Here is a 22894-nt window from a genome sequence, read left to right as displayed (position 1 = left end):
AAAGCGGTGTGTCAGACGACTGACGTGTTGAACGTGAGTCCGCTTTCGCGAGCGAGCCCGCTCCCACCCATAGTCCGCGCAAGGCGACTCTTTATGCCGACTACCCTTTACCGTTTCATTCTTGCCATCGCACTGTTGTTGCCGATGACCGCCTTTGCCGGCGAAGCCGAAGACTTCGTCGCCGCCAACCCCGTGCAGCAAGCGAAACTGCTGGAAGCCTGGGCTGAGCAACCCGATCCGGCCCGCATCGCGCTGATCAACGCCCTGCAACAAGGCGAATTGACCATCGACGGCCAAGCCAAAACCCTGCGCCTGAACAATCGCCTGCGGGGTCTGATCGACACCGCACTGGCCAGCCACCAATTGCTCGCCGCCGACGCCAAAACCCGTCTGAGCGCTGCGCAGCAATTGCAGAAAAGCGCCAAACCCGCGCAGCTGAAATTCCTCGACCAGCAACTGGCTGGCGAAAAAGACGAAAGCGTCCACGCCGCCCTGAGCCTGGCCCTGGCCAACCTGCAACTGGTGGATGCCGACTCGGCGGTGCGTCTGGCCGCCGTGCGCCTGCTCGGTGAAACCGGCGACCCACTGGCCCGCACTCGCCTCGAAGGCTTGCTCGAACCCGGCGTCGAAAGCGATACCGGCGTGCGCACCGCCGCCGAAACCAGCCTCGCTCAGGTCAAGCGCAAACTGCTGATCGGTGAAGTGTTGGGCCAGGCGTTCAGCGGCATGTCCCTCGGTTCGATTCTGCTGCTCGCGGCACTCGGGCTGGCGATCACCTTCGGTCTGCTGGGGGTGATCAACATGGCTCACGGCGAGATGCTGATGCTCGGTGCCTACTCGACCTACGTGGTGCAGTTGATGTTCCAGCGCTACACCCCGCAAGCCATCGAGTTTTATCCGTTGATCGCGCTGCCGGTGGCGTTCCTGGTCACGGCGGCAATCGGCATGGCGCTGGAGCGCACGGTGATTCGTCACCTCTACGGCCGGCCTCTGGAAACCTTGCTCGCCACCTGGGGCATCAGCCTGATGCTGATCCAGTTGGTGCGCCTGCTGTTCGGTGCGCAGAACGTTGAAGTGGCGAATCCGGCCTGGCTGTCCGGCGGCATTCAAGTGCTGCCGAATCTGGTACTGCCGTACAACCGCATCGTGATCATCGCCTTCGCCTTGTTCGTGGTGGTGCTGACCTGGCTGCTGCTGAACAAGACCCGCCTGGGCCTCAACGTGCGTGCGGTCACGCAGAACCGCAACATGGCCGCCTGCTGCGGCGTGCCCACCGGACGCGTCGACATGCTCGCCTTCGGCCTCGGCTCGGGCATCGCCGGCCTCGGTGGCGTGGCGCTGAGCCAGATCGGCAACGTCGGCCCGGACCTCGGCCAGAGCTACATCATCGATTCATTCCTGGTGGTGGTGCTGGGCGGTGTCGGGCAACTGGCCGGCAGCGTGCTCGCGGCGTTCGGTCTGGGCATCGCGAACAAGATTCTTGAGCCGCAGATCGGTGCGGTACTGGGCAAAATCCTGATCCTCGCGTTGATCATTCTGTTTATCCAGAAACGTCCGCAAGGCCTCTTCGCACTGAAAGGACGGGTGATCGACTGATGAACCAGCCTCTATTAGTCACCGCCACACAGAAGGCCGGGCCGAAAGTCACGATCGCAGTCGGGGCGCTGATCCTCGCACTGCTGATCGCCCTGCCGCTGCTGTCATTGTTGGCGCCGGACAGCGCGCTGCACGTCTCGGCGTACACCCTGACGCTGGTCGGCAAAATCCTCTGTTACGCCATCGTCGCCCTGGCGCTCGATCTGGTCTGGGGTTACGCCGGGTTGCTGTCGTTGGGCCACGGCTTGTTCTTCGCCCTCGGCGGCTATGCGATGGGCATGTACCTGATGCGTCAGGCGGCTGGCGACGGCCTGCCGGCGTTCATGACGTTTCTGTCGTGGAGCGAATTGCCGTGGTACTGGAGCGGCACCAGCAGTTTCATCTGGTCGATGTGTCTGGTGGTATTGGCGCCGGGGCTACTCGCGTTGGTGTTCGGCTTCTTCGCCTTCCGCTCGCGGATCAAGGGCGTGTATTTCTCGATCATGACCCAGGCCCTGACCTTCGCCGGCATGCTCCTGTTTTTCCGCAACGAGACCGGGTTCGGCGGCAACAACGGCTTCACCAATTTCCGCACGATTCTGGGGTTCGGCATCACCGAGCCGGGCACCCGCGCGGTGCTGTTTCTGGCCACGGTGTTGCTGCTGGTGGCGAGCCTGTTCATCGGCTGGCGTCTGGCGCAGAGCAAGTTCGGCCGGGTGCTGACCGCGCTGCGCGATGCGGAAAACCGCCTGATGTTCTGCGGCTACGACCCGCGCGGTTTCAAGTTGTTCGTCTGGGTTCTGAGCGCAGTGTTGTGCGGTCTGGCCGGGGCGTTGTACGTGCCGCAGGTTGGGATCATCAACCCCAGCGAAATGTCGCCGACCAACTCCATCGAAGCCGCCGTGTGGGTCGCCCTCGGCGGGCGCGGGACGTTGATCGGCCCGCTGCTCGGCGCTGGCGTGGTCAACGGCATGAAGAGCTGGTTCACCGTGGCCTTCCCCGAATACTGGCTGTTCTCCCTCGGCGCACTGTTCATCGTCGTGACGTTGTACCTGCCCAAAGGTGTGATCGGCCTGCTGAAGAAACGAGGTGAGCAATGAGAGTGACAGCGAGCGCTGAATTCATGCTGGAACCGGCGTTTTTTCCGCCGTTGGAACCGAACAAGGACGCCGGCACCAGCCGTGATGCACTCGGTCTCGGCCAGCGCGTCGGCCCCGGGCTGAATACCCGCCACGGCACAATCCTGACCCTGGAAGACATCAGCGTCAGCTTCGACGGCTTCAAGGCGCTGAACAATCTGAACCTGTACATCGGCGTCGGCGAGTTGCGCTGCATCATCGGTCCCAATGGCGCGGGTAAAACCACGCTGATGGACGTGATCACCGGCAAGACCCGGCCCAGTCATGGCAAAGCGTGGTTCGGTGAAACACTCGACCTGACGCAGATGAGCGAAGTGCAGATCGCCCAGGCCGGCATTGGCCGCAAGTTTCAGAAGCCAACGGTGTTCGAAGCGTTGAGCGTGTTTGAAAACCTGGAACTGGCGCAAAAAACCGACAAATCGGTGTGGGCCAGTCTGCGCGCACGCCTGAGCGGCGAGCAGCGCGAGCGCATCAGCGAGGTGCTGGAGACCATTCGCCTCACCACATCGGTCAATCGCCCGGCAGGCCTGTTGTCCCACGGCCAGAAACAGTTTCTGGAGATCGGCATGCTGCTGATGCAAGACCCGCAGCTGTTGTTGCTCGACGAACCGGTGGCGGGCATGACCGATGCCGAAACCGAATTCACCGCCGAGCTGTTCAAGTCGCTGGCCGGCAAGCATTCGCTGATGGTGGTGGAGCACGACATGGGCTTTGTCGGCTCGATTGCCGACCATGTGACGGTGCTGCATCAGGGCAGCGTGCTGGCCGAAGGCTCGCTTGAGCAGGTGCAGGAAAACGAGCGGGTGATCGAGGTCTACCTCGGCCGCTGAACTGCAAACACCTTTCCAAACTGTAGGAGTGAGCCTGCTCGCGATAGCTGTGTATCAGATAAGTAGGCGTTGACTGACACGCCGCTATCGCGAGCAGGCTCACTCCTACAAGGGGATTTGAGGAGATTTCGAACATGCTGCAAGTCGACAAACTGCACCAGTACTACGGCGGAAGCCACATCCTGCGTGGCCTGAGCTTTGACGTGAAGGTCGGCGAGGTCACCTGCCTGCTCGGGCGCAACGGCGTGGGCAAGACCACCCTGCTCAAGTGCCTGATGGGCCTGCTGCCGTCCAGGGAAGGTGGGGTGAATTGGGAAGGCAAAGCGATCACCACGCTCAAGCCGCACCAGCGTGTGCACGCCGGGATCGCCTATGTGCCACAGGGCCGGGAAATCTTCGGCCGGCTGACGGTGGAAGAGAATCTGCTGATGGGCCTGTCACGGTTTCCCGGCAGCGAAGCGAAAGAAGTACCAAGTTTCATCTACGAACTGTTCCCGGTGCTGCTACAAATGAAGCAGCGGCGCGGTGGCGACCTGTCCGGCGGCCAGCAACAGCAACTGGCGATCGGTCGCGCACTGGCCAGTCGCCCGCGTTTGCTGATCCTCGACGAACCCACCGAAGGCATTCAGCCGTCGGTGATCAAGGAGATCGGCGCGGTGATCAAGACACTCGCGGCCCGTGGCGACATGGCGATTTTGCTGGTGGAGCAGTTCTACGATTTCGCCGCGGAGCTGGCCGATCAGTACCTGGTGATGTCCCGGGGCGAGATCGTGCAGCAGGGTCGCGGTGAAAATATGGAGGCCGAGGGTGTACGAGGTCTGGTAACGATTTAATCTGTAGCTTCCTAACGATAATTACAAACCATGAATCTAGCGCTTCCCACTGCCCTGTTTACCCCAAGCTGGCACGCCGAGCTGGAGCTGGCCTACGCCCGCTTCGGCGACTGCACGCGCCCGGTTCAACGTCGCCACCTCGGCCCGCTGCGGGTGCAAAAGCACCTGTACGCCGAAGGCCCTCAGGTCTGCCAGCACATTATCGTCCACCCACCGGGCGGGATCGCCGGCGGTGACCGGCTGAACATCAGCGCCCGCGTCGAACCGCACGCCTGGGCGCAGATCACCAGCCCCGGCGCGGCCAAGTGGTATCGCGCGGCGGGGCCGGCGTATCAGCAACTCGATCTGAAAGTGGCGGCTGGCGCGACGCTCGAATGGCTGCCGCAGGAAACCATCGTCTACAGCGCCGCCCAGGCGCAACTCACGACCTCGATCGAGCTTGAGGGCGATGCGCGGCTGTTCTACTGGGACGTGGTGGCGCTGGGTCGCCCGGCCAGCGGCGAGCGTTTCGACCTCGGACATTTTCAGGCGCACCTGGATATTCGCCGCGACGGCCGCTTGCTCTGGCACGAGCGCCAGCGTATCAGCGGCAATGACGGCCTGCTCGACTCGCCCATCGGCCTGGATGGCAATCCGGTGTTTGCGACGCTGCTGGTCACCGGAGAAATCGATGCCGAACTGCTGGAGCGTTGTCGATCGCTGGGCCATGAGGTGCGCGGCGATCTGACCCAACTGCCAGGGTTGCTCGTCGCCCGCTGCCTGGCGAGCGAGGCGCTGCTGGCCCGCGCCTGGCTGATCGACCTGTGGCGCCTGCTGCGCCCGGCCTTGCTCGGCCGCGAGGCCCAGCCACCCCGAATCTGGAACACCTGAAATGCATTCCAATGTGGGAGCGAGCCTGCTCGCGAAAGCGCTGTATCAGTCACCTCAAATATTGATTGGGCCGACGCCTTCGCGAGCAGGCTCGCTCCCACAGAGATCTGTGCCAACAGTCCCGACTCTTTTCAATCTGCCCTGATGGATACCCACAATGGACCTGACCCCACGCGAAAAAGACAAGTTGCTGATATTCACCGCCGGCCTCGTCGCCGAGCGCCGCCTGGCGCGCGGTGTGAAACTCAATTACCCGGAAGCCATGGCCTTCATCTCTGCAGCGCTGCTTGAAGGCGCACGGGATGGCCAGACCGTGGCCGAACTGATGCACTACGGCACTACCCTGCTGAGCCGCGAGCAGGTGATGGAAGGCATCCCGGAAATGATCCCGGAGATCCAGGTCGAAGCAACGTTCCCCGACGGCACCAAACTGGTCACCGTCCACCAGCCCATCGTCTGAGGCCGCGCCATGACCTACACCCTGCGAGATGCCCTGCACGCCGACCTGCCGGCGATCCGCGACATCTACAACGACGCAGTACTCAACACCACCGCGATCTGGAACGAATCGGCGGTCGACCTCGGCAACCGCCAGGCCTGGTTCAGCGCCCGCCAGGCCCAGGCCTACCCGATTCTGGTGATCGTCGACACCGCCAACTGCGTGCTCGGCTACGCTTCGTTTGGCGACTGGCGACCGTTCGACGGGTTTCGCCATACCGTCGAGCACTCGGTCTACGTGCGCAGCGACCAGCGCGGCAATGGTCTTGGTCCGAAATTGATGAGCGCACTGATCGAACGGGCGAAAGCCTGCGACAAGCACGTGATGGTCGCCGCAATCGAGAGTGGCAACGCCGCTTCCATTCGTCTGCATGAGCGCGCCGGTTTCAGCGTCACCGGGCAGATGCCGCAGGTCGGCACCAAGTTCGGCCGCTGGCTCGACCTGACGTTCATGCAACTGATCCTCAACCCTGGCGCGGAGCCGCCTGCAGCCAACAAGGAGTGACACCGATGAACGCCGCCCAACTGCGACGGGTCAATGCGGAAAGTTTTGCGCACTATCGTCAGGGCCTGATTGATCTGCTGCTCGACGCCGTAGGCTATGGCGCCAGCGTCGGTTTCATGGCCGACCTCGATGCCGCGCAGGCCCGCGCCTATTTCGATGATGTGCAGCAACAAGTGAACAAGGGCAGCGTGTTGCTCTGGGTGGTGGTCAAGGACGAACAGGTGCAGGCCAGTGTGCAACTGGGCCTGTGCCAGAAGGCCAATGGTCTCAATCGCGCCGAAGTGCAAAAACTGCTGGTGCGCGAACAGGCGCGCCGGCGCGGCCTGGGCCAGCAATTGATGAGTGCGCTGGAACTTGAGGCAGCCAAGCACAAGCGCGGCATGCTCTACCTCGACACCGAGGCCGGCTCCCCCGCCGAGGATTTCTACAAGGCCCTGGGTTACACCCGAGCCGGCGAAATCCCCGACTACGCCTGCGACCCGCACGGCACCTATCGACCGACCGCCCTCTATTACAAGATTCTGCAAGGAGCCCGGCCATGATTCCCGGCCAGTACCAGATCCAGCCCGGCGACATCGAACTGAATGTCGGCCGCCGCACCGTCAGCCTGAAAGTCGCCAACAGCGGCGACCGGCCGATCCAGGTCGGTTCGCACTATCACTTCTTCGAAACCAACGATGCGCTGACCTTTGATCGCGCCGCCAGCCGTGGCATGCGCCTGAATATTCCGGCCGGAACCGCCGTGCGCTTCGAGCCGGGGCAGAGCCGCGAGGTCGAGCTGGTGGAGTACGCCGGGCATCGGCGGGTGTTCGGCTTTGCCGGGCGGGTCATGGGTGACCTTTAAGTAATGCGGTGTCTGCTCTGGCCCCTTCGCGAGCAAGCCCGCTCCCACATTAAACCGAGTTCCTCCAGCGGGCATCCGATCCCCTGTGGGAGCGAGCCCGCTCGCGAATGTGAGCGCAGCGAACGATCTCAAAACCAATTGAATTCCAAGGCGAACACATGAAGATCTCGCGTCAAGCCTACGCCGACATGTTCGGCCCCACCGTCGGCGACAAGGTGCGCCTGGCGGACACCGAACTGTGGATCGAAGTCGAAAAGGACTTCACCACTTACGGCGAAGAAGTGAAGTTCGGCGGCGGCAAAGTGATTCGCGACGGCCAAGGCCAGAGCCAGTTGCTGGCAGCCGAAGTGGTCGACACGTTGATCACCAACGCGCTGATCATCGACCATTGGGGCATCGTCAAGGCCGACGTCGGCCTCAAGGACGGGCGCATCGCCGCGATCGGCAAGGCCGGCAATCCGGACGTGCAACCGAACGTGACCATCGCCATCGGCGCCAGCACTGAAGTGATTGCCGGTGAAGGCATGATCCTCACCGCCGGCGGCATCGATACGCACATCCACTTCATCTGCCCGCAGCAGATCGAAGAAGCGCTGATGAGCGGTGTCACCACCATGATCGGTGGCGGCACGGGGCCGGCGACCGGCACCAACGCCACCACCTGCACTTCCGGCCCGTGGCACCTGGCGCGCATGCTTCAGGCCGCCGATGCGTTCCCGATGAACATCGGCCTCACCGGCAAGGGCAACGCCAGCCTGCCGGAGCCGTTGATCGAACAGGTCAAGGCCGGCGCCATCGGCCTCAAACTGCACGAAGACTGGGGCACCACCCCGGCGAGCATCGACAACTGCCTGAGCGTCGCCGACCAGTACGACGTGCAGGTGGCAATCCACACCGACACCCTCAACGAATCCGGCTTCGTCGAAACCACCCTCGGCGCGTTCAAGGGCCGCACCATCCACACCTACCACACCGAGGGTGCGGGTGGTGGTCACGCGCCGGACATCATCAAGGCCTGCGGTTTCCCGAACGTATTGCCGAGTTCGACCAACCCGACCCGACCGTTCACCCGCAATACCATCGACGAACACCTCGACATGCTGATGGTCTGCCACCACCTCGACCCGAGCATTGCCGAAGACGTCGCATTCGCCGAAAGCCGCATCCGCCGCGAGACGATTGCCGCCGAGGACATTCTCCACGACCTCGGTGCGTTCTCGATGATCAGCTCCGACAGCCAGGCCATGGGCCGCGTCGGCGAAGTCATCACACGCACCTGGCAGACCGCCGACAAGATGAAAAAGCAGCGCGGCCCGCTGCCACAGGACGGCGAAGGCAACGACAACTTTCGCGCCAAACGCTATATCGCCAAGTACACCATCAACCCGGCGATCACCCATGGCATCAGCCATGAAGTCGGCTCGATCGAAGTTGGCAAATGGGCTGACCTGGTGCTGTGGCGTCCGGCGTTTTTCGGCGTGAAACCGACGCTGATTCTCAAGGGCGGCGCGATTGCCGCCAGCCTCATGGGCGATGCCAACGCGTCGATCCCCACCCCGCAACCCGTGCACTACCGCCCGATGTTCGCCAGCTACGGCGGCTCGCTGCACGCCACCAGCCTGACTTTCATCAGCCAAGCGGCCCTGGAGGCCGGACTGCCGGAGGCGCTGGGCCTGAAGAAGAAAATCGGCGTGGTCAAAGGTTGCCGCGAGGTGCAGAAAACCGACCTGATCCACAACGACTATCTGCCGAACATCGATGTCGACCCGCAGACTTATCAGGTCAAGGCCGACGGTGTGCTTCTGTGGTGTGAACCGGCTGAAACCCTGCCGATGGCCCAGCGCTACTTCCTGTTCTGAGGCGGCCGACACACGGTAAAAGGCCCCGGGCCGGTGCCTTGCGCACAGACCCGGGGCCTTTTTCATGGGTGTGAAAAACCGCCGTTGGATCTGATCGTGTATTTCCCGCCAAAGGGACTACTATTCGATTCGCGCCACCTCTTTTCAGGTACTGCCCATGCGTCTTTCCGAGTTCATCGTGGCCAACATCGACCCTATCGTCGATGAGTGGGAACAGTTTGCCGCGACCATCACGCCGGCCGCCGACTATCTGGATTCAGCCGCGCTGCGTGATCACGCCAGTGCCATTCTGCGGGCCGCTGCCCGCGACATGAACAAGCCGCAGAGTCCTGTCGAACAGGCTGCCAAAGCCAAGGGCGAAGGCCCGGAAAAGACCCCGAGCCTGGACAAGGCCGGCGCCAGTCATGGCGAGCTGCGCCACACCGTGGGTTTCGATCTGGTGCAGATGACCAGCGAATTTCGCCACCTGCGCGCCTGCGTGATCCGCTTGTGGGTCGAGAGTCTCGAATCGTCGGACAAGACTTACTTTCAGGACATGATCCGTTTCAACGAAGCCATCGACGAAGCCCTCGCCGAATCGACCGCCGCCTACGCCGAACAGGTCAATCGCTCGCGGGACATCTTCCTCGCCATTCTCGGCCATGACCTGCGCGCGCCGCTGCAGGCGGTGAGCATGTCCACCGAATTGCTGCTGCGCAAAGCCAGCCTTGAAGGCGATGCCCTGGCCTGCGCCCTGCACATCAAGCGCGGCGCGCGGCACATGGCAGTGATGGTCAGCGACCTGCTGGAGCTGGTGCGCAGCCGTCTGGGTAAAAGCCTGCCGATCGAACCGGCGCCGATGGACCTGGCTGCTGCCGCACGGGCGGCAATTGCTGAAGCCTGCGCCGGCAATCCGGAGTGCGATCCGAAGCTCAAGGTGAACGGCGACACGCGCGGTACCTGGGATGCCGGACGGCTCGATCAGCTCCTGCAAAACCTGATCGGCAATGCGCTGCAGCACGGTGCGAACAATCGCGACGTAACCCTCACACTCAGCGGCGAGGGCGACAGTGTGTGTTTGTCGGTGCATAACTATGGCCCGCCGATTTCCGAAGAAGCCATTGGCACGATTTTCGACCCGTTGGTGCGCAGCGCCGACGAAGAACTCGGGCAGCCGTTGACCAGCCTCGGGTTGGGCCTGTTTATCGTCAAGGAAGTGGTCACCGCGCATGGCGGGACGATCGAAGTCAGCTCGAGCGCGGCTGACGGGACGTTGTTCAGTGTGGTGTTGCCCAGAACGGTTTAAGCAGGCTGACCGCGTTATCGTTCTTCGCGAGCAAGCCCGCTCCCACAGGAGACCGCGATCACATGTGGGAGCGGGCTTGCTCGCGAAGAGGCCCGATCAAGCAACCGATAAACATCAGACAGACTACTCAACCACCAAGCGCCCCAAGCGCTGCCTGAGCATGCGGTTTTCCGCGCGCAACTCATGCACTTCCTCAAGCAGATCGAGCGCCAGGGCGACGCCCTCCCACTCAAGCTCCAGCTCGCGCCGCAACTTGGCGGCGCGCTTGGCCAGACTCAGCTCGTAGTCGGTGAAGCGCCATTCCCGGGGCTGCGCGCCCTGAGGTTCGAGGATGCCGTGTTCGACGATTTCGATCACGTAGACGTCCGATAAATCGGCCGCCTCACAGAATTCTGCCATGTCCAGTTGAACGATCAGGGGGCTGCTCATGATGGGCTACTCCGTCGTCGAATTTAGAAGTTCTCTCGCGGATTGAAGGCGGCTTTCTTTGCCAGCTCCTGCCACAGCGCCTTGACCTCGTCGTCCGAGGTTTTCGGCATCACGGCTTTGAGCTGCACGAACAGATAACCGCGCTCACCGGCCTTGTTTTTCAAGCCATGACCCTTGGCGCGCATGCGCTGGCCATTCTGGCTGCCGGCCGGAACCTTGAGGTTGATCTTGCCGGTCAGGGTCGGCACGGCCACTTCGGCGCCCAGTGCCAGTTCCCACGGCGCCAGCGGCAGGGTGATGATCAGATTGTCGCCTTCGACATCGAATTTCGGGTGCGGCGCAAAGCGAATGGTCAGGTACAGGTCGCCATTGGCCCCGCCACCGATGCCCGGCGCGCCCTGGCCCTTGAGGCGGATACGCTCGCCATCGGTCACGCCCGCCGGGATCTTCACGTTCAGGCTCTTGCTGGTGTTGCTGACGTGTTGGCCGTTGGCGTTGTATTGCGGCACCTGGAAGCTGACTTTCTTCGACTCGTCCGACAGCGTCTCCTCAAGGAAGATCGGCAGTTCCATTTCCACGTCTTGCCCTCGGCGCCCTGCACTGCGTTGTTGCCGACCTTCGCCGCCACCGAAACCGGGGCCGCGATTGCCGAAGATCGAACTGAAGAAGTCCGAGAAGTCGCCGGTGTCACCGCCACCGCCACCAAAGCCGCCACGGCTCTGCCAGCCCGGTGGCCCCTGGAACGGCTGACCGTGCTGGCCGTAGCGACGCAGTTCGTCGTACTCGGCGCGCTTGTCGGCACTTTTCAACGCTTCATAGGCTTCCGAGGCGTCCTTGAACTTGGCCTCGGCGTCTTTTTCCTTGCTGACATCGGGGTGGTATTTGCGCGCCAGCTTGCGATAGGCCGCCTTGATCGCCTTGTCGTCTGCCGTCGGCTCCACGCCGAGTATCTTGTAATAGTCTTTGAAGTCCATCGAAGGAATCACCATCCGTTATCGATTTCGCGCCGATGCCAGCATGCGCCAATGTGCGCACGCCAGGTTGACCGATCTCAAGGTTGTGACCGGGTGGCGCAGCAGAAGTTTATCGGCAGTGGACGGCGGTTCTTGCGACCGCCGGTGGTTCTGCCGGCCCATGCCAGCAAGTTTGGGGCAAAGTCCGCGCTTTCAACCCAGTCTAGTCGCGAAATAGCTGATGACCGGCCTTCGAATCTGGCGCGCACTGACATACACTGCGCGGCCGTTTTTTTGACCGGAACCGAAAGACATGAAAGACGCCTCTCCAGCCCGTGCCTGCGGCATCGACTTCGGCACGTCCAACTCCACCGTCGGCTGGCTGCGCCCCGGCATGGAAACGATGATCGCGCTGGAAGACGACAAGATCACCCTGCCGTCGGTGGTCTTCTTCAACATCGAGGAGCGCCGCCCGGTTTACGGTCGCCTGGCGCTGCACGAGTACCTGGAAGGCTACGAAGGCCGCCTGATGCGCTCGCTCAAGAGCCTGCTCGGTTCCAAGCTGATCAAGCACGACACCAGCGTCCTCGGCACGGCGATGCCGTTCAAGGACTTGCTCGGCCTGTTCATCGGCCAACTGAAGAGCCGCGCCGAAACGGCCGCCGGTCGGGAATTCGAACAAGTGGTACTGGGTCGCCCGGTATTTTTCGTCGATGACGATCCGCTGGCCGACCAGGAAGCCGAAGACACCTTGGTGGAAGTGGCGCGCAAGCTCGGCTTCAAGGACGTCTCGTTCCAGTACGAGCCGATTGCCGCAGCCTTCGACTACGAGTCGACCATCGAAAAAGAAGAGCTGGTACTGATCGTCGACATCGGCGGTGGTACGTCCGACTTCTCGCTGGTGCGCCTGTCGCCCGAGCGTCGCGGCATGGACAACCGCCACGACGACATCCTCGCCACCGGCGGCGTGCATATCGGCGGTACCGACTTCGATAAACAGCTGAGCCTGCAAGGCCTGATGCCGCTGTTCGGCTATGGCAGCCGCATGAAGAGCGGCGCCTACATGCCGACCAGCCACCACATGAACCTGGCCACCTGGCACACCATCAACTCGGTGTACTCGCAAAAATCCAGCCTGGCGCTGGGCAGCATGCGCTATGACATCGAGGACACTGGCGGCATCGATCGCCTGTTCAAGCTGATCGAACAGCGCGCCGGGCACTGGCTGGCGATGGAAGTCGAAGAAACCAAGATCCAGCTGACCCACACCGACAGCCGTCATGTGCCGCTGGACCGGATCGAGCCAGGCCTGAGCGTGGAACTGAGCCGCGCCTTGTTCGAATCGTCCATCGACGCGCTGCTTGAGCGCGTGCGTGGCAGCGTCACGCAGTTGTTGAACGACGCGAACGTGGCCGTGGGTCAGGTCGATACAGTGTTCTTCACCGGCGGCTCCAGCGGCATCCCGGCGCTGCGCAACAGCGTCTCGGCAATGCTGCCGAACGCGCGGCACGTGGAAGGCAACATCTTTGGCAGCATCGGCAGCGGTCTGGCGATCGAGGCCATGAAGCGTTATGGCTCGGTGAACTGATCCAGAATGAGCGGTGCGCCCTTCGCGAGCAAGCCCGCTCCCACAGGTTCGGTGTGATCCTGTGGGAGCGGGCTTGCTCGCGACAGCGCCGGCTCAGACGCTACAAAGCCTGGATCAGACCATCCCGCCCAGCTTCAACTCACTCTTCAGATACGCGTAATAAATCGGCCCCGCCACCACTCCCGGCAGACCGAACGCGGCTTCGAACACCAGCATCGCCAGCAGCAACTCCCACGACTTGGCACTGATCTGCCCGCCGACAATGCGCGCGTTGAGGAAGTATTCGAGCTTGTGGATGAAAATCAGATAGCCCAGCGCCGCCACTGCCACCCAGATCGACAGCGACAGGCCGACGATGGTGATCAGCGTGTTCGACATCAGGTTACCGATCACCGGCAGCAGGCCGAGCAGGAAGGTCAGGACGATCAAAGTCTTGGTCAGCGGCAGCTTGATGCCGAACAGCGGCAGGATCACCGCGAGGAAGATCGCGGTGAAGAAGGTGTTCAGCAGGGAAATCTTGATCTGCGCGAAGACGATATTACGGAACGCCTGCACCAGCAGGTGCAAACGGTCGAACAGCGCGGCGGCCAGCGGTTTGCGTTTGGTCAGGTCCGGCACTCGCTGCAGGGCGATGATCGCGCCCAGCACCATGCCGATCAGCAAGGTGACGAACATGTGCGCCGCGTCCTTGCCCACCAGTTGCAGGTCGGCCAGGTGCTTACTCGCCCAGTCGCCAATGGCCACGCGGAATTCGGCGGCGCTGGCAGGCAGGTAACTGTCGAGAAATGGCGGCAGTTGACCGCGAGCGCGATCGACCACGCCCATGAATTTATCGAGCGAGGCGCCGGGATTTTCCGCTTCGTGCAGCAGGAAACTGATGGCCCCGGCAAAAATCAGCGCCAGCACACTGACCACCAGCGTGCCCAGCAGCGCCACCGCCAGCCAGCGCGCGCGCCGGCCTTCGATCAGCCGTTGCAGTTGCGGGGTGAGCATGTTGACCAGCTCGAACACCAGCAGACCGGCCAGCAGGCTGGGCAACAAGCGCAACGGCAACGCCAGCAGCAAACCGCCGCAAATGATGATGCAACTGACCCAAAACACAACATGACGCTCAGAAAACGTTGGCATACAGCCTCAAAACGAACGGCGTAAAAGGATTGGCAGTCTGCCAGCGATCCGGGGTGAGCACTAGAAATATGCAGGGTTTGAGATTGGCGGTGCAGCAGCAGACGCCATCGCGAGCAGGCTCACTCCTACACTTGAAATGCGTTCCCCTGTAGGAGTGAGCCTGCTCGCGATGAGGCCGGCACGCTCACCCACTGATCAGAGAATCATTTTTTCTTCAGGCAATCACTCATGAATGTCTTGCGCGCATCGCCGGTCAGGGCTTTGGTTTTCGCGTCGGCGTTGCAGGTTTTCATTTTTTCCTGCTGCGGGGTCAGGGTCTTGGCGTCGTTGGCGGCAGGCGCAGCCTTGAGGCAGGTGCTCATGAAAGTCTTGCGCTCATCGCCCTTGAGGCTCTTGGCGGTAGCGTCGGCATTGCAGGTGGTCATTTTGTTCTGTTGCGCCGTGGCGGCGAAACCCTGGGAACACAGGAGCAGACCGATCATCAACAAAGGGACACGCAACATCTTCATGGAGTTTTCTCCTTGTCGCCGCACCGATGGATGCGGCCTCCGCTGAAGTGTAGCCAAATCTTGTTACACCTTCCTGCCTTCCAGGTGGCTGCGACGATACTGCTCCGGCGTGCACCCCGCCTGCCGGGCAAACATGGCAATGAACGCCGAGCCGCTGCTGTAACCCAGGTCGAAGGCGATCTCCTGCACGCTCCGGGTACTTTCCAGTGCTTCGATCGCTGCCAGATAACGCAGGCGCTGGCGCCATTCGCCAAAACTCATCCCCAGCTCGCGCACAAACTGCCGGGCCAGCGTGCGCTCACTGACGTGCACCTGCGCCGCCCAGTGCGCCAGCGGCTGATTGCTCCCGGGGTCGGCCTGCAGCGCGTCGAGGATCGCCAGCAACCCGGGATGGCTCGCATACGGCAGATAGCATTCATGCACCGGCGCCTGTTGCAGCTGATCGACCAGCACCTGGGCCAGGCGCTGGTCGGCAGCGAGTTCGGGGATTTTCACGTCACGGGCGGCGAAGTCCTTGAGAATCGCCTTGAGGATGTCGCTGATCGCCAGCGTGCAGGCCCGTGCCGGCAGATCGACACAGACCTTGGGATCGAGGCACACCGCGCGATAATTGACCGGCTGGTGGCTGTAGAAGCTGTGCTCGACCTGCGGCGGCACCCACACCGCATATTGCGGCGGCGACATGAAGCGGCTGCCGTCGACGTCCATGTGCAGCACACCGTGGGCCGCATACTCCAGCGTGCCCCACGGATGACGGTGCGGCGCGGCGTATTCATGAGTGTTGAAGTCGGCGTAGCGGAAGTACACCGCTGACGGCAGTTCGCTGAAATCCAGCAGATCGATGTGTTTACTGTTCATGCTGTCCGGTTTCAGAGGCAGGTTGTCTGGTTCGCAGTATAGGGCTGCATCCAGACAGGGGATAATCACCGTTCATCAACGTTCTGGTTTTAACCCATGCAATACGCGTTTCCCCTGCTGGCGATTTTCATCTGGGCCGGCAATACCGTGATCAACAAACTGGCCGTCGGGGCGATTTTCCCCGCCGAGATCGGTTTCTACCGCTGGCTGCTGGCCGGCCTGCTGTTCACCCCCTTCATGCTCAAGGCAGTGTTCGCGCACTGGCCGCAGATTCGCCCGAACCTGGGCAAGATCTTCATCCTCGGCGTGCTGGGCATGGCGGTCTATCAAAGCCTGGCCTACTTCGCCGCAACCCTGACCACAGCAACCAACATGGGCATCATTCTGTCGCTGATGCCGCTGATGTCCCTGGCCATGGCGATCATCAGCCTCGGCCAGCGCCTGACCGCCGGTGCATTGTTCGGCGCGGTGCTGTCGTTCGCCGGCGTACTGGTGGTGGTGTCGTCCGGCAGCCTCGGCGCCTTGCTGCAACACGGGGTGAACATGGGCGATGCGATGATGTTGATCGCCACCCTGGCCTATGCGATCTACAGCACCTTGCTGAAAAAATGGCAGTTGCGCCTGCCGCCGCTGGTGTTGCTGTACCTGCAGGTGCTGGTGGCGATTGTGGTGCTGTTTCCGCTGTATGCCGCTTCGCCGAAAACCGGCCTGACCCTGCAGAATATTCCACTGGTGTTGTATGCGTGCCTGCTGGCGTCGATGCTCGCGCCGCTGGCGTGGATGCAGGCTGTGCAGCGCCTGGGACCGAGCCGCACGACGTTGTTTTTCAACCTGCTGCCGCTGATTACCGCGCTGATTGCCGCGGTGGTGTTGAAGGAAGAGTTGGCGATGTATCACCTGGTCGGTGGTCTGCTGACGTTGGGCGGGGTGATTCTTTCCGAGCGCTGGACCACGGTGTTGGGCCGCAAACTCAGCGTCGCCTGATCTGGCCTCTTCGCGAGCAGGCTCGCTCCCACATTCGACCGAGTTCCAACAGGTGGAATGCGGACAACTGTAGGAACAGGCTTGCTCCCACAGGGGAACGCATTCCAAATGTGGGAGCGAGCCTGCTCGCGAAGAACGATAACGCGGTGTAACTGACCTTCACACGCCGGCAGCCTTGAGCCGCGCCGCATGCTCGACAAACAACCGCACCGGGTCCGCACCCTTGCCCACCAGCCCCAGCGACTGGTTGACGATGTCAAAGTGATCCAGCGGATAGTCGTCGCCAATCACCGTGCCCAGGTGCGAGCTGTACCGCCCGACCATCCCATCACACTGCCCTGGCTCGCGCACGAAGGTTTTCGCGAACAGCCGACAACTGCGGTTGGTGCCATCAAACAGGTTGCCGCCGCGATCGGTCTTGCCGGGTTGCAACGTGCCCGACCACGAGTAATACCGCACGCCGTTGACCTCTTCCGGCCCGTGTCCGCCCCAGGTCTCGGGCAGGCCCTGTGGATAACGCTGATTGAACAGCGCCACACCCTCGTGGGTCAGCGATTGGTGCGAAGCGTGGATATCCACCGGCAGTTTCGGCCCGTGGTAACCGGTTTCCAGCACCGCCATCAGCCAGCCGACAAAACGCAGCAGGGCCTCAAGCAGGCGCCCTTTGGCGCTGTCCGCCGGGTAGTGTTTTTGCAGATAGTCAGCCAGTTCCGAACCGTGATTGGGCCCGGCCACCGAGGTCACCGACGCGACCAGATCCGGTCGCCTGGCAGCGGCATAACGGGCGGTCAACGAACCCTGACTGTGGCCGAACAGATTGACCTTGGCCGCGCCGGTCTCGCGCAGAATCTCGTCGATCCGCGCCAGCAACTGCTCGCCGCGCACTTCGGTGGAATGCAGCGGCGACACCTGCACCGCGATCACCGTCGCACCACCGCGGCGCAACGCCTTGATGATCCCGTACCAGTACGGGTACAGCAGCAGCCGGATAAAGCCGAGCATGCCCGGCACCAGCACCAATGGATAACGTGTCGCCGTACCTTGTGACATGGGCAAACATCCTTGTGGTCGCTGAGTGGATGCCAGACGTGCAAAACGCCCGCCAAGCATCCTCCTCGATGATGACAACGCCACGACCAGCCTACTTCAGCCCCACCACCCCCGCCACAATCAGCCCCACCGATAGCAGTTTGACCAGGGTCAGGCTTTCGCCGAGCAGGGCAAAACCGAGAAACACCGTGCCCAACGAGCCGATCGCCGTCCAGATCGGGTAGGCGACGCTCACCGGCAACTCGCGCATCGCCAACGTCAGGAAGCAGATCCCGCCAATCGCCGCCACCACAGTGATCAATGACGGCCACAAGCGGGTGAAGCCTTCGGCGTACTTCATGCTCATGGCGAACGAGACTTCGAACCCGGCGGCGATCAGCAGGAACAGCCAGGCCATCTAGAACACCCGGGCGAGGTCGAGCAAACACTGCTCGGCCTCGGCCACCGACACCGCGAAGGTGCGTTCCGCCGACTCTTCACCCTCGGCCGCGACCACGCTGACGTCGTTGATGCCGACAAACCCCAGCGCGGTGCGCAGCCACGGATCGGCGTGATTCAGTGCTTCCAGTTCACCGCCGGGGCCGAAACCGGACCCGCCGCGACTGGTGACGATCAGTGCTTTCTTGCCTTGCAGCAGCGGTGTGTACTGGGCCACGCCGTTGTCGAGGGTGTGATCGAAGGTCAGGCCCAGGCGCACGATCTGATCGACCCAGGCCTTGAGGCCACTGGGCACGCTGAAGTTGTACATCGGCGTGGAAATCAGCAGCAGGTCATGTTCCAACAACTCGCCGACCAGTTGATCGCTGAGCGCCAGATCCGCCTGCATCGACAACGGCCGCGCTTGCGGTTGCGGGTAGAACGCCGCCGCCACGAATGCCTCGTTGACTGCCGGAATGAGTGCCCGTCCGACTTCGCGACGGGTGACCTGCGCCTGTGGGTGGCGCACTTGCCAGGCACTGAGGAAGCTTTCCGCCAGGCGCCGTGAGTGTGAACGGTCACCGCGTGGGCTGGCATGAATCGCAAGAATCTTGCTCATCTGAAACTCCTTGAGACTAGACTTGAGTGGTGTGTAGCGCCAGATTGCTGGCAGATCAGCACAGCCTCAAATGAGTAAAAATCAGTCTGGATGAATCTATTTCATCCATGGAGTTTTCAAATGTTCGCTTCGTTGCCGCTGACCGCCTTGCGCGCCTTCGAGTCCGCCTCGCGCCTGCTGAGTTTCAAGGCTGCCGCTGAAGAGTTGTCGGTCACGCCCACGGCCATTTCCCATCAGATCCGTTCGCTGGAAGACTGGCTCGGCGTGGCGCTGTTCGAACGCTTGCCGCGTCAGGTGCGCCTGACCGAGGGCGGTGAGCGGCTGTTTCGCAGCCTGCACGGCGCACTGCTGGAAGTCGCGCAGAGCGTCGACACCCTGCGCCCGCACCGCAGCGGCAGCAGCCTGACGCTGTCGACCACCGCCGCGTTTGCCGCGCTGTGGCTGGTGCCGCGCCTCGGGCGTTTTTATGCACAACACCCGAACATCAACGTGCGGCTCGACACCCACTGCGAAGTCATCGACCTGCATCAGGACGCCAGCGTCGATCTGGTGCTGCGCTACAGCCTCGACGACTACCCCACTCTCTACGGCTTGTGCCTGTTCGATGAGTCGTTCGGCGTATATGGCTCGCCGGAGCAGGTGGCGCTGGCCGCCCGGCGCACGCCGGCGCTGATCAGCGTGCGGTGGCACAACTCAAAGCTATATGCCCATGGCTGGGAGGCGTGGTGCGCCAAATCCGGCGAACACTGGCTCAAGCAGCAACCGGCGGTCCGAGAATACGACGAGGAGCATTACGCCCTGCAAGCAGCGATTGCCGGGCAAGGCCTGGTGCTGGCGAGCAATATTCTGGTCTCGCAAAGCGTCGCCAGTGGCTTGCTGGTGCCGTACAAGGGCCAGGCGCAGGTCGATGGCGCGGGCTATAGCGCACTGTGCGTGCCGGGGCGCGAGCGGCATCCGCCGGTGCGGGCATTTTTTACCTGGTTGCGTGAGGAAGCGCAGTTGTCCGGGCTGACGCCAAGGTCGCCCGAAATCTCATAAAACTTTTTGCATCGCGCATGACTCACAACTTGGGTACGCGATCACGCCTGTAGAGCGTGGCGCCCATTGGATTAGCCTCCTGGAGATCGAAATGAGCGATGACCTGCATTTGTCTGATGTACAAACCCTGCGCGCACGCGCACGGCAACACGTCGAGAACGGCGCGGTAACCGAGAGCTACAGCGCCAACCGTGAGGAAGTGCTGCGCTTGCTCAATGAATCGCTGGCCACCGAGCTTGTCTGCGTACTGCGCTACAAGCGTCACTACTTCATGGCTAACGGCCTGAAGGCCAATGTGGCGGCTGACGAATTCCTCGAACACGCCACCCAGGAAGCGCAACACGCCGACCGTCTGGCCGAGCGCATCGTGCAACTGGGCGGTGAGCCGGAGTTCAACCCGGACCTGCTGTCGAAAATGTCCCATGCCCAGTACGTGGCCGGGAACACCTTGAAGGAAATGGTCTACGAAGACCTGGTGGCGGAGCGGATTGCGATCGACAGCTACCGCGAGATCATTCAGTACATCGGCGAAAAAGACCCGACCACCCGACGCATCTTCGAAGACATCCTGGCGCAGGAAGAAGAGCATGCCGATGACATGGCCGACATTCTGAAAGACCTGTAAGCCATTCAAAACCGCCTTCGCGAGCAAGCCCGCTCCCACCCTCGGCCGTATTTATCCAGATGAAATACGGTCGAGGGTGGGAGCGGGCTTGCTCGCGACGGGGCCCTGTCAGTCACCGATCACTTTGTAGGCTTGACGGTGACGGGCGCCTTGCCCGCCTTCATCTGTTGCAGCAACGGCGCACACTGATTCGGCTCACCACCACTCGGCGCCACCAGCGCCAGCAGCCCCGCCGCCGGCGCAGCGATCACGCCTAACGCGACCATTCCCGCCCCGCGCAGCAACAGCGGCACCGCCTTCACCCCAGCATCGGGCTTGATGAACTTGCCGCGCACGTACAACGGCGAGCGCAGGGAAATCAAACGCCAGCCCTTGGATTCCGGGGTCACGGTCAGGTCCAGTTGCTCGGTGGCCATATTCGCCGTGCCGTCGATATAGATGATCGCGTTCTCGGTATCGAAGACAAACAGGCGTGTGGTCGCCAGGCCAGTCTTGATGTCGAAATCCGCTGCGGCGCAATTGATCTTCACTTCCTTGTCGCCAAAGATCTTGCCGACCACGTAGTTGCCGACGTTGAGCCCCGCCAGTTCCATCAGCTCACGGCTGATCGCACCGTCGTTGATCAGCATCTTCAGGTTGCCATTGGCACCGCCCAGCAGTTGGGCGACGGAGTTGCCGCGACCACTGATGTCGGCATCGCCATTGAGCTCACCGAAGCTGGTTTTCATCGGTTCGAAGGTCGGGAACAACTGCTTGAGCTTGAAGCCGCGCGCGGTCAGTCTGGCCCGGCCCTCCAGCGGCTCGGTACGGCCGTTGAGGCGAATCTGCGCATCCAGATTGCCGCCGGCCACGCCAAAGCGCAGCGGCTCGAGGCTGAGTTCGCCGTCGGTGAGTTTCAGGTGGGTGTAAAGGTCAGTGAACGGCAGTTTTTCGCTGTGCACGATGCGCTTGCCGGTGAACTCGACGTCGGCGTCCATCGCGCGCCAGCGGTCGGTCTTGAACTCCTCGACCGGCAGCACTTTGTCCGTCGGCTGTTTGCTCTCGCCACCGCGGGCCTTTTGCTTGTCGTTGGAGTCGGCACCGATCAGCGGCGCGAGGTCAGCGAACAGCAGTTGATTGGACAGCAACGCACCGCTGAGTTTTGGCCGTGGCTGGCTGGCGACGTAGGTCAGGTCACCGTGAATGTCACTGCCACCGATCTTGCCGTTGAACTGCTCATAGGTGAATCTGGCACCTGCGGCGTCATGCAACTTGGCGATCAAGTGACCGTCGGTGGAATACGGCGGCGTGTCCGGCAGCGTCACCCCGGTCAGCGGATAGAGGTTGCCAAGGCTGGCGCCGGCCAGTTTCAGACGTAGATCGAGGGCGCCGAGGTTGAGCGGGTCAGTCAGGGTGCCGGCCAGTTCAATGCTGGTGGCACCGATCTTCGCCTGGGCCTGCAGCGGGAACGGTTTGTTCGCGTCCTGCAGCGCCAACAGCCCGCCGATCTTGCCCTGGCCGGTGAGATTCTGACCGTGGTACTGACCTTTGACCTTCAGCGCAAAGGCATAGTCCTGTGGCGCGGCGCCCTTGTCCTGCGCGGTCTTCGCGGCCTTGTCACCGACGATCTCGCTGAACGGAATCGGCTTGCCCAGCGGATCGATCACCACGTCCAGATTGGTCTTCAGCGTCTGGTCGTCCAGCGTGACGTGGCCCTTGTCGAAGCCAATCGCACCGATGTCCACCACCCAACTGGACGGCTCGGCATTCGGGTCCTTCGGATCGAACTTGAACGTCCAGTTGGCGCGGCCATCGGCCAGGCGTTGCAGTTGCGCGTTGGGCTCGGTCAGGTCGATGCGCGGGATCGTCACTCGCTGCGCCAGCAGTGCCAGTGGCGAGATACGCAGTTCCACGCGCTTGAGCGTGACCATCTGCGGCTGCCTGGACCAATCGGGATTGCCCAGCGTCAAGTCTTCAGCCACCACGTGCGGCCATGGCACCCAGGCCCGCCAGCCCCCTTCGTCCGGCTCGCGCTGCCAGAGCACCGCGAGGTTGCCGTTGATGGCAAACGGTCGATGCAGTTCTTCCGAGACTTTGGCGTTGAGCGGCGGTTTGATCCGGTTCCAATCGAAGAACACGATGATCAGAACCATCACCGCCAGCAGCAGTACGAGAGTAGCGAAGGTCCAACTGAAGATTTTTCCGGTGCGCGTCATGCACAAGACTCCTGATGACGACCGCACGCCGACTTCGCGACGCACAGCTGAAACGGTGGGCCAAAGCGGCCCTCATGAAATCTACGACTGACAAACAGTGCGCAGGTTTAATCGGAATATAGATTCCAGGGCAAAAAATCGCCCGAATGCTGACCGATTGGTCGAACAGCGTTACCGCCACCCGCACATTTGCGAGGCGCGAGTGAGTCGAAAATACCCACTGCGGTGCAAAACCACCGTCCGCAAACGCCCGAGCTAGAGCG

Annotated in this window: 24 protein-coding genes; 15 read left to right on the top strand and 9 right to left on the bottom strand. The window is 62.2% G+C overall.

Annotated features, from left to right (window positions below):
* The first annotated feature begins 93 nt into the window (after positions 1-93).
* The 11 genes from urtB to AC0J41_RS01195 all read left to right on the top strand — a co-directional run bounded on the left by urtB (position 94) and on the right by AC0J41_RS01195 (position 10238).
* Positions 94-1596, top strand: a complete 1503-nt coding sequence (gene urtB / locus AC0J41_RS01245; RefSeq protein ID WP_473014348.1) for an urea ABC transporter permease subunit UrtB — start codon at positions 94-96, stop codon at positions 1594-1596.
* The gene (gene urtC / locus AC0J41_RS01240) at positions 1596-2675 is read left to right on the top strand and encodes an urea ABC transporter permease subunit UrtC (protein ID WP_473014347.1); all 1080 of its coding nucleotides are present in this window, start codon (positions 1596-1598) and stop codon (positions 2673-2675) included. The genes urtB and urtC overlap by 1 nt, the downstream gene beginning before the upstream one ends.
* Positions 2672-3544, top strand: coding sequence for an urea ABC transporter ATP-binding protein UrtD (gene urtD, locus AC0J41_RS01235; RefSeq protein WP_025111794.1), 873 nt, complete (start codon positions 2672-2674; stop codon positions 3542-3544). Before urtC ends, urtD begins: the two co-directional genes overlap by 4 nt.
* Positions 3545-3678: 134 nt before the next feature.
* Complete coding sequence (urtE, locus tag AC0J41_RS01230) at positions 3679-4377, top strand: urea ABC transporter ATP-binding subunit UrtE (RefSeq protein ID WP_025111795.1); 699 nt, start codon at positions 3679-3681, stop codon at positions 4375-4377.
* A gap of 30 nt (positions 4378-4407) precedes the next feature.
* The gene (locus tag AC0J41_RS01225; protein WP_473014346.1) at positions 4408-5247 is read left to right on the top strand and encodes an urease accessory protein UreD; all 840 of its coding nucleotides are present in this window, start codon (positions 4408-4410) and stop codon (positions 5245-5247) included.
* A 157-nt stretch (positions 5248-5404) separates the two neighbouring features.
* Positions 5405-5707, top strand: coding sequence for an urease subunit gamma (ureA, locus tag AC0J41_RS01220; RefSeq protein WP_025111797.1), 303 nt, complete (start codon positions 5405-5407; stop codon positions 5705-5707).
* A gap of 9 nt (positions 5708-5716) precedes the next feature.
* Complete coding sequence (locus AC0J41_RS01215; RefSeq protein WP_025111798.1) at positions 5717-6250, top strand: GNAT family N-acetyltransferase; 534 nt, start codon at positions 5717-5719, stop codon at positions 6248-6250.
* 5 nt (positions 6251-6255) lie between these two features.
* On the top strand, positions 6256-6792 hold the full coding sequence (locus AC0J41_RS01210) for a GNAT family N-acetyltransferase (protein WP_025111799.1): 537 nt from the start codon (positions 6256-6258) through the stop codon (positions 6790-6792).
* Positions 6789-7094, top strand: a complete 306-nt coding sequence (locus AC0J41_RS01205; RefSeq protein WP_473014345.1) for an urease subunit beta — start codon at positions 6789-6791, stop codon at positions 7092-7094. The genes AC0J41_RS01210 and AC0J41_RS01205 overlap by 4 nt, the downstream gene beginning before the upstream one ends.
* 158 nt (positions 7095-7252) lie before the next feature.
* Positions 7253-8953 carry an urease subunit alpha gene (ureC, locus tag AC0J41_RS01200; protein ID WP_102354353.1) on the top strand — a complete coding sequence of 567 codons (1701 nt, stop codon included), beginning with the start codon at positions 7253-7255 and terminating at the stop codon, positions 8951-8953.
* A 157-nt stretch (positions 8954-9110) separates the two neighbouring features.
* A complete protein-coding gene (locus tag AC0J41_RS01195) occupies positions 9111-10238 on the top strand; it encodes a sensor histidine kinase (protein WP_473014344.1) in 1128 nt (375 codons plus the stop codon).
* Between the two features lie 123 nt (positions 10239-10361).
* Here the strand turns inward: AC0J41_RS01195 and AC0J41_RS01190 are convergent, their stop codons facing one another.
* Positions 10362-10667, bottom strand: a complete 306-nt coding sequence (locus AC0J41_RS01190) for a chaperone modulator CbpM (RefSeq protein ID WP_025111803.1) — start codon at positions 10665-10667, stop codon at positions 10362-10364.
* A gap of 23 nt (positions 10668-10690) precedes the next feature.
* Positions 10691-11641 carry a DnaJ C-terminal domain-containing protein gene (locus AC0J41_RS01185; RefSeq protein WP_473014343.1) on the bottom strand — a complete coding sequence of 317 codons (951 nt, stop codon included), beginning with the start codon at positions 11639-11641 and terminating at the stop codon, positions 10691-10693.
* A gap of 292 nt (positions 11642-11933) precedes the next feature.
* On the opposite strand from AC0J41_RS01185, the gene AC0J41_RS01180 reads away from it, so the two are divergent.
* Complete coding sequence (locus AC0J41_RS01180) at positions 11934-13208, top strand: Hsp70 family protein (RefSeq protein ID WP_473014342.1); 1275 nt, start codon at positions 11934-11936, stop codon at positions 13206-13208.
* Between the two features lie 114 nt (positions 13209-13322).
* Here AC0J41_RS01180 and AC0J41_RS01175 read toward each other — a convergent pair whose 3' ends face one another.
* The 3 genes from AC0J41_RS01175 to AC0J41_RS01165 all read right to left on the bottom strand — a co-directional run bounded on the left by AC0J41_RS01175 (position 13323) and on the right by AC0J41_RS01165 (position 15703).
* A complete protein-coding gene (locus AC0J41_RS01175; protein ID WP_025111806.1) occupies positions 13323-14336 on the bottom strand; it encodes an AI-2E family transporter in 1014 nt (337 codons plus the stop codon).
* A 203-nt stretch (positions 14337-14539) separates the two neighbouring features.
* The gene (locus tag AC0J41_RS01170; RefSeq protein WP_025111807.1) at positions 14540-14845 is read right to left on the bottom strand and encodes a PsiF family protein; all 306 of its coding nucleotides are present in this window, start codon (positions 14843-14845) and stop codon (positions 14540-14542) included.
* A gap of 63 nt (positions 14846-14908) precedes the next feature.
* A complete protein-coding gene (locus tag AC0J41_RS01165; protein WP_025111808.1) occupies positions 14909-15703 on the bottom strand; it encodes an AraC family transcriptional regulator in 795 nt (264 codons plus the stop codon).
* 96 nt (positions 15704-15799) lie between these two features.
* Between AC0J41_RS01165 and AC0J41_RS01160 the strand changes: the two genes are divergently transcribed.
* On the top strand, positions 15800-16687 hold the full coding sequence (locus tag AC0J41_RS01160; protein WP_473014341.1) for a DMT family transporter: 888 nt from the start codon (positions 15800-15802) through the stop codon (positions 16685-16687).
* A gap of 159 nt (positions 16688-16846) precedes the next feature.
* Here the strand turns inward: AC0J41_RS01160 and AC0J41_RS01155 are convergent, their stop codons facing one another.
* From AC0J41_RS01155 to AC0J41_RS01145, 3 genes are all read right to left on the bottom strand, one after another.
* Positions 16847-17737: an alpha/beta fold hydrolase gene (locus tag AC0J41_RS01155; RefSeq protein ID WP_473014340.1), complete on the bottom strand. Its 891-nt coding sequence runs from the start codon at positions 17735-17737 to the stop codon at positions 16847-16849.
* A gap of 91 nt (positions 17738-17828) precedes the next feature.
* Positions 17829-18134 (bottom strand): DMT family transporter, encoded by a 306-nt coding sequence (locus AC0J41_RS01150; protein ID WP_473014339.1) that lies wholly within the window; start codon positions 18132-18134, stop codon positions 17829-17831.
* Complete coding sequence (locus AC0J41_RS01145) at positions 18135-18773, bottom strand: FMN-dependent NADH-azoreductase (protein WP_473014338.1); 639 nt, start codon at positions 18771-18773, stop codon at positions 18135-18137.
* A 120-nt stretch (positions 18774-18893) separates the two neighbouring features.
* On the opposite strand from AC0J41_RS01145, the gene AC0J41_RS01140 reads away from it, so the two are divergent.
* Positions 18894-19811: a LysR substrate-binding domain-containing protein gene (locus AC0J41_RS01140; protein WP_473014337.1), complete on the top strand. Its 918-nt coding sequence runs from the start codon at positions 18894-18896 to the stop codon at positions 19809-19811.
* Between the two features lie 91 nt (positions 19812-19902).
* Positions 19903-20436, top strand: a complete 534-nt coding sequence (locus AC0J41_RS01135) for a ferritin-like domain-containing protein (RefSeq protein WP_025111814.1) — start codon at positions 19903-19905, stop codon at positions 20434-20436.
* A 119-nt stretch (positions 20437-20555) separates the two neighbouring features.
* Here the strand turns inward: AC0J41_RS01135 and AC0J41_RS01130 are convergent, their stop codons facing one another.
* Positions 20556-22631 carry an AsmA family protein gene (locus tag AC0J41_RS01130; RefSeq protein WP_473014336.1) on the bottom strand — a complete coding sequence of 692 codons (2076 nt, stop codon included), beginning with the start codon at positions 22629-22631 and terminating at the stop codon, positions 20556-20558.
* Between the last annotated feature and the right edge of the window lie 263 nt (positions 22632-22894).

It is taken from the genome of Pseudomonas sp. Arb-4-2C (assembly GCF_055755015.1).
Note: the sequence above shows the minus strand (reverse complement) of the source record. Positions and strands in the feature narration are given on the sequence as shown.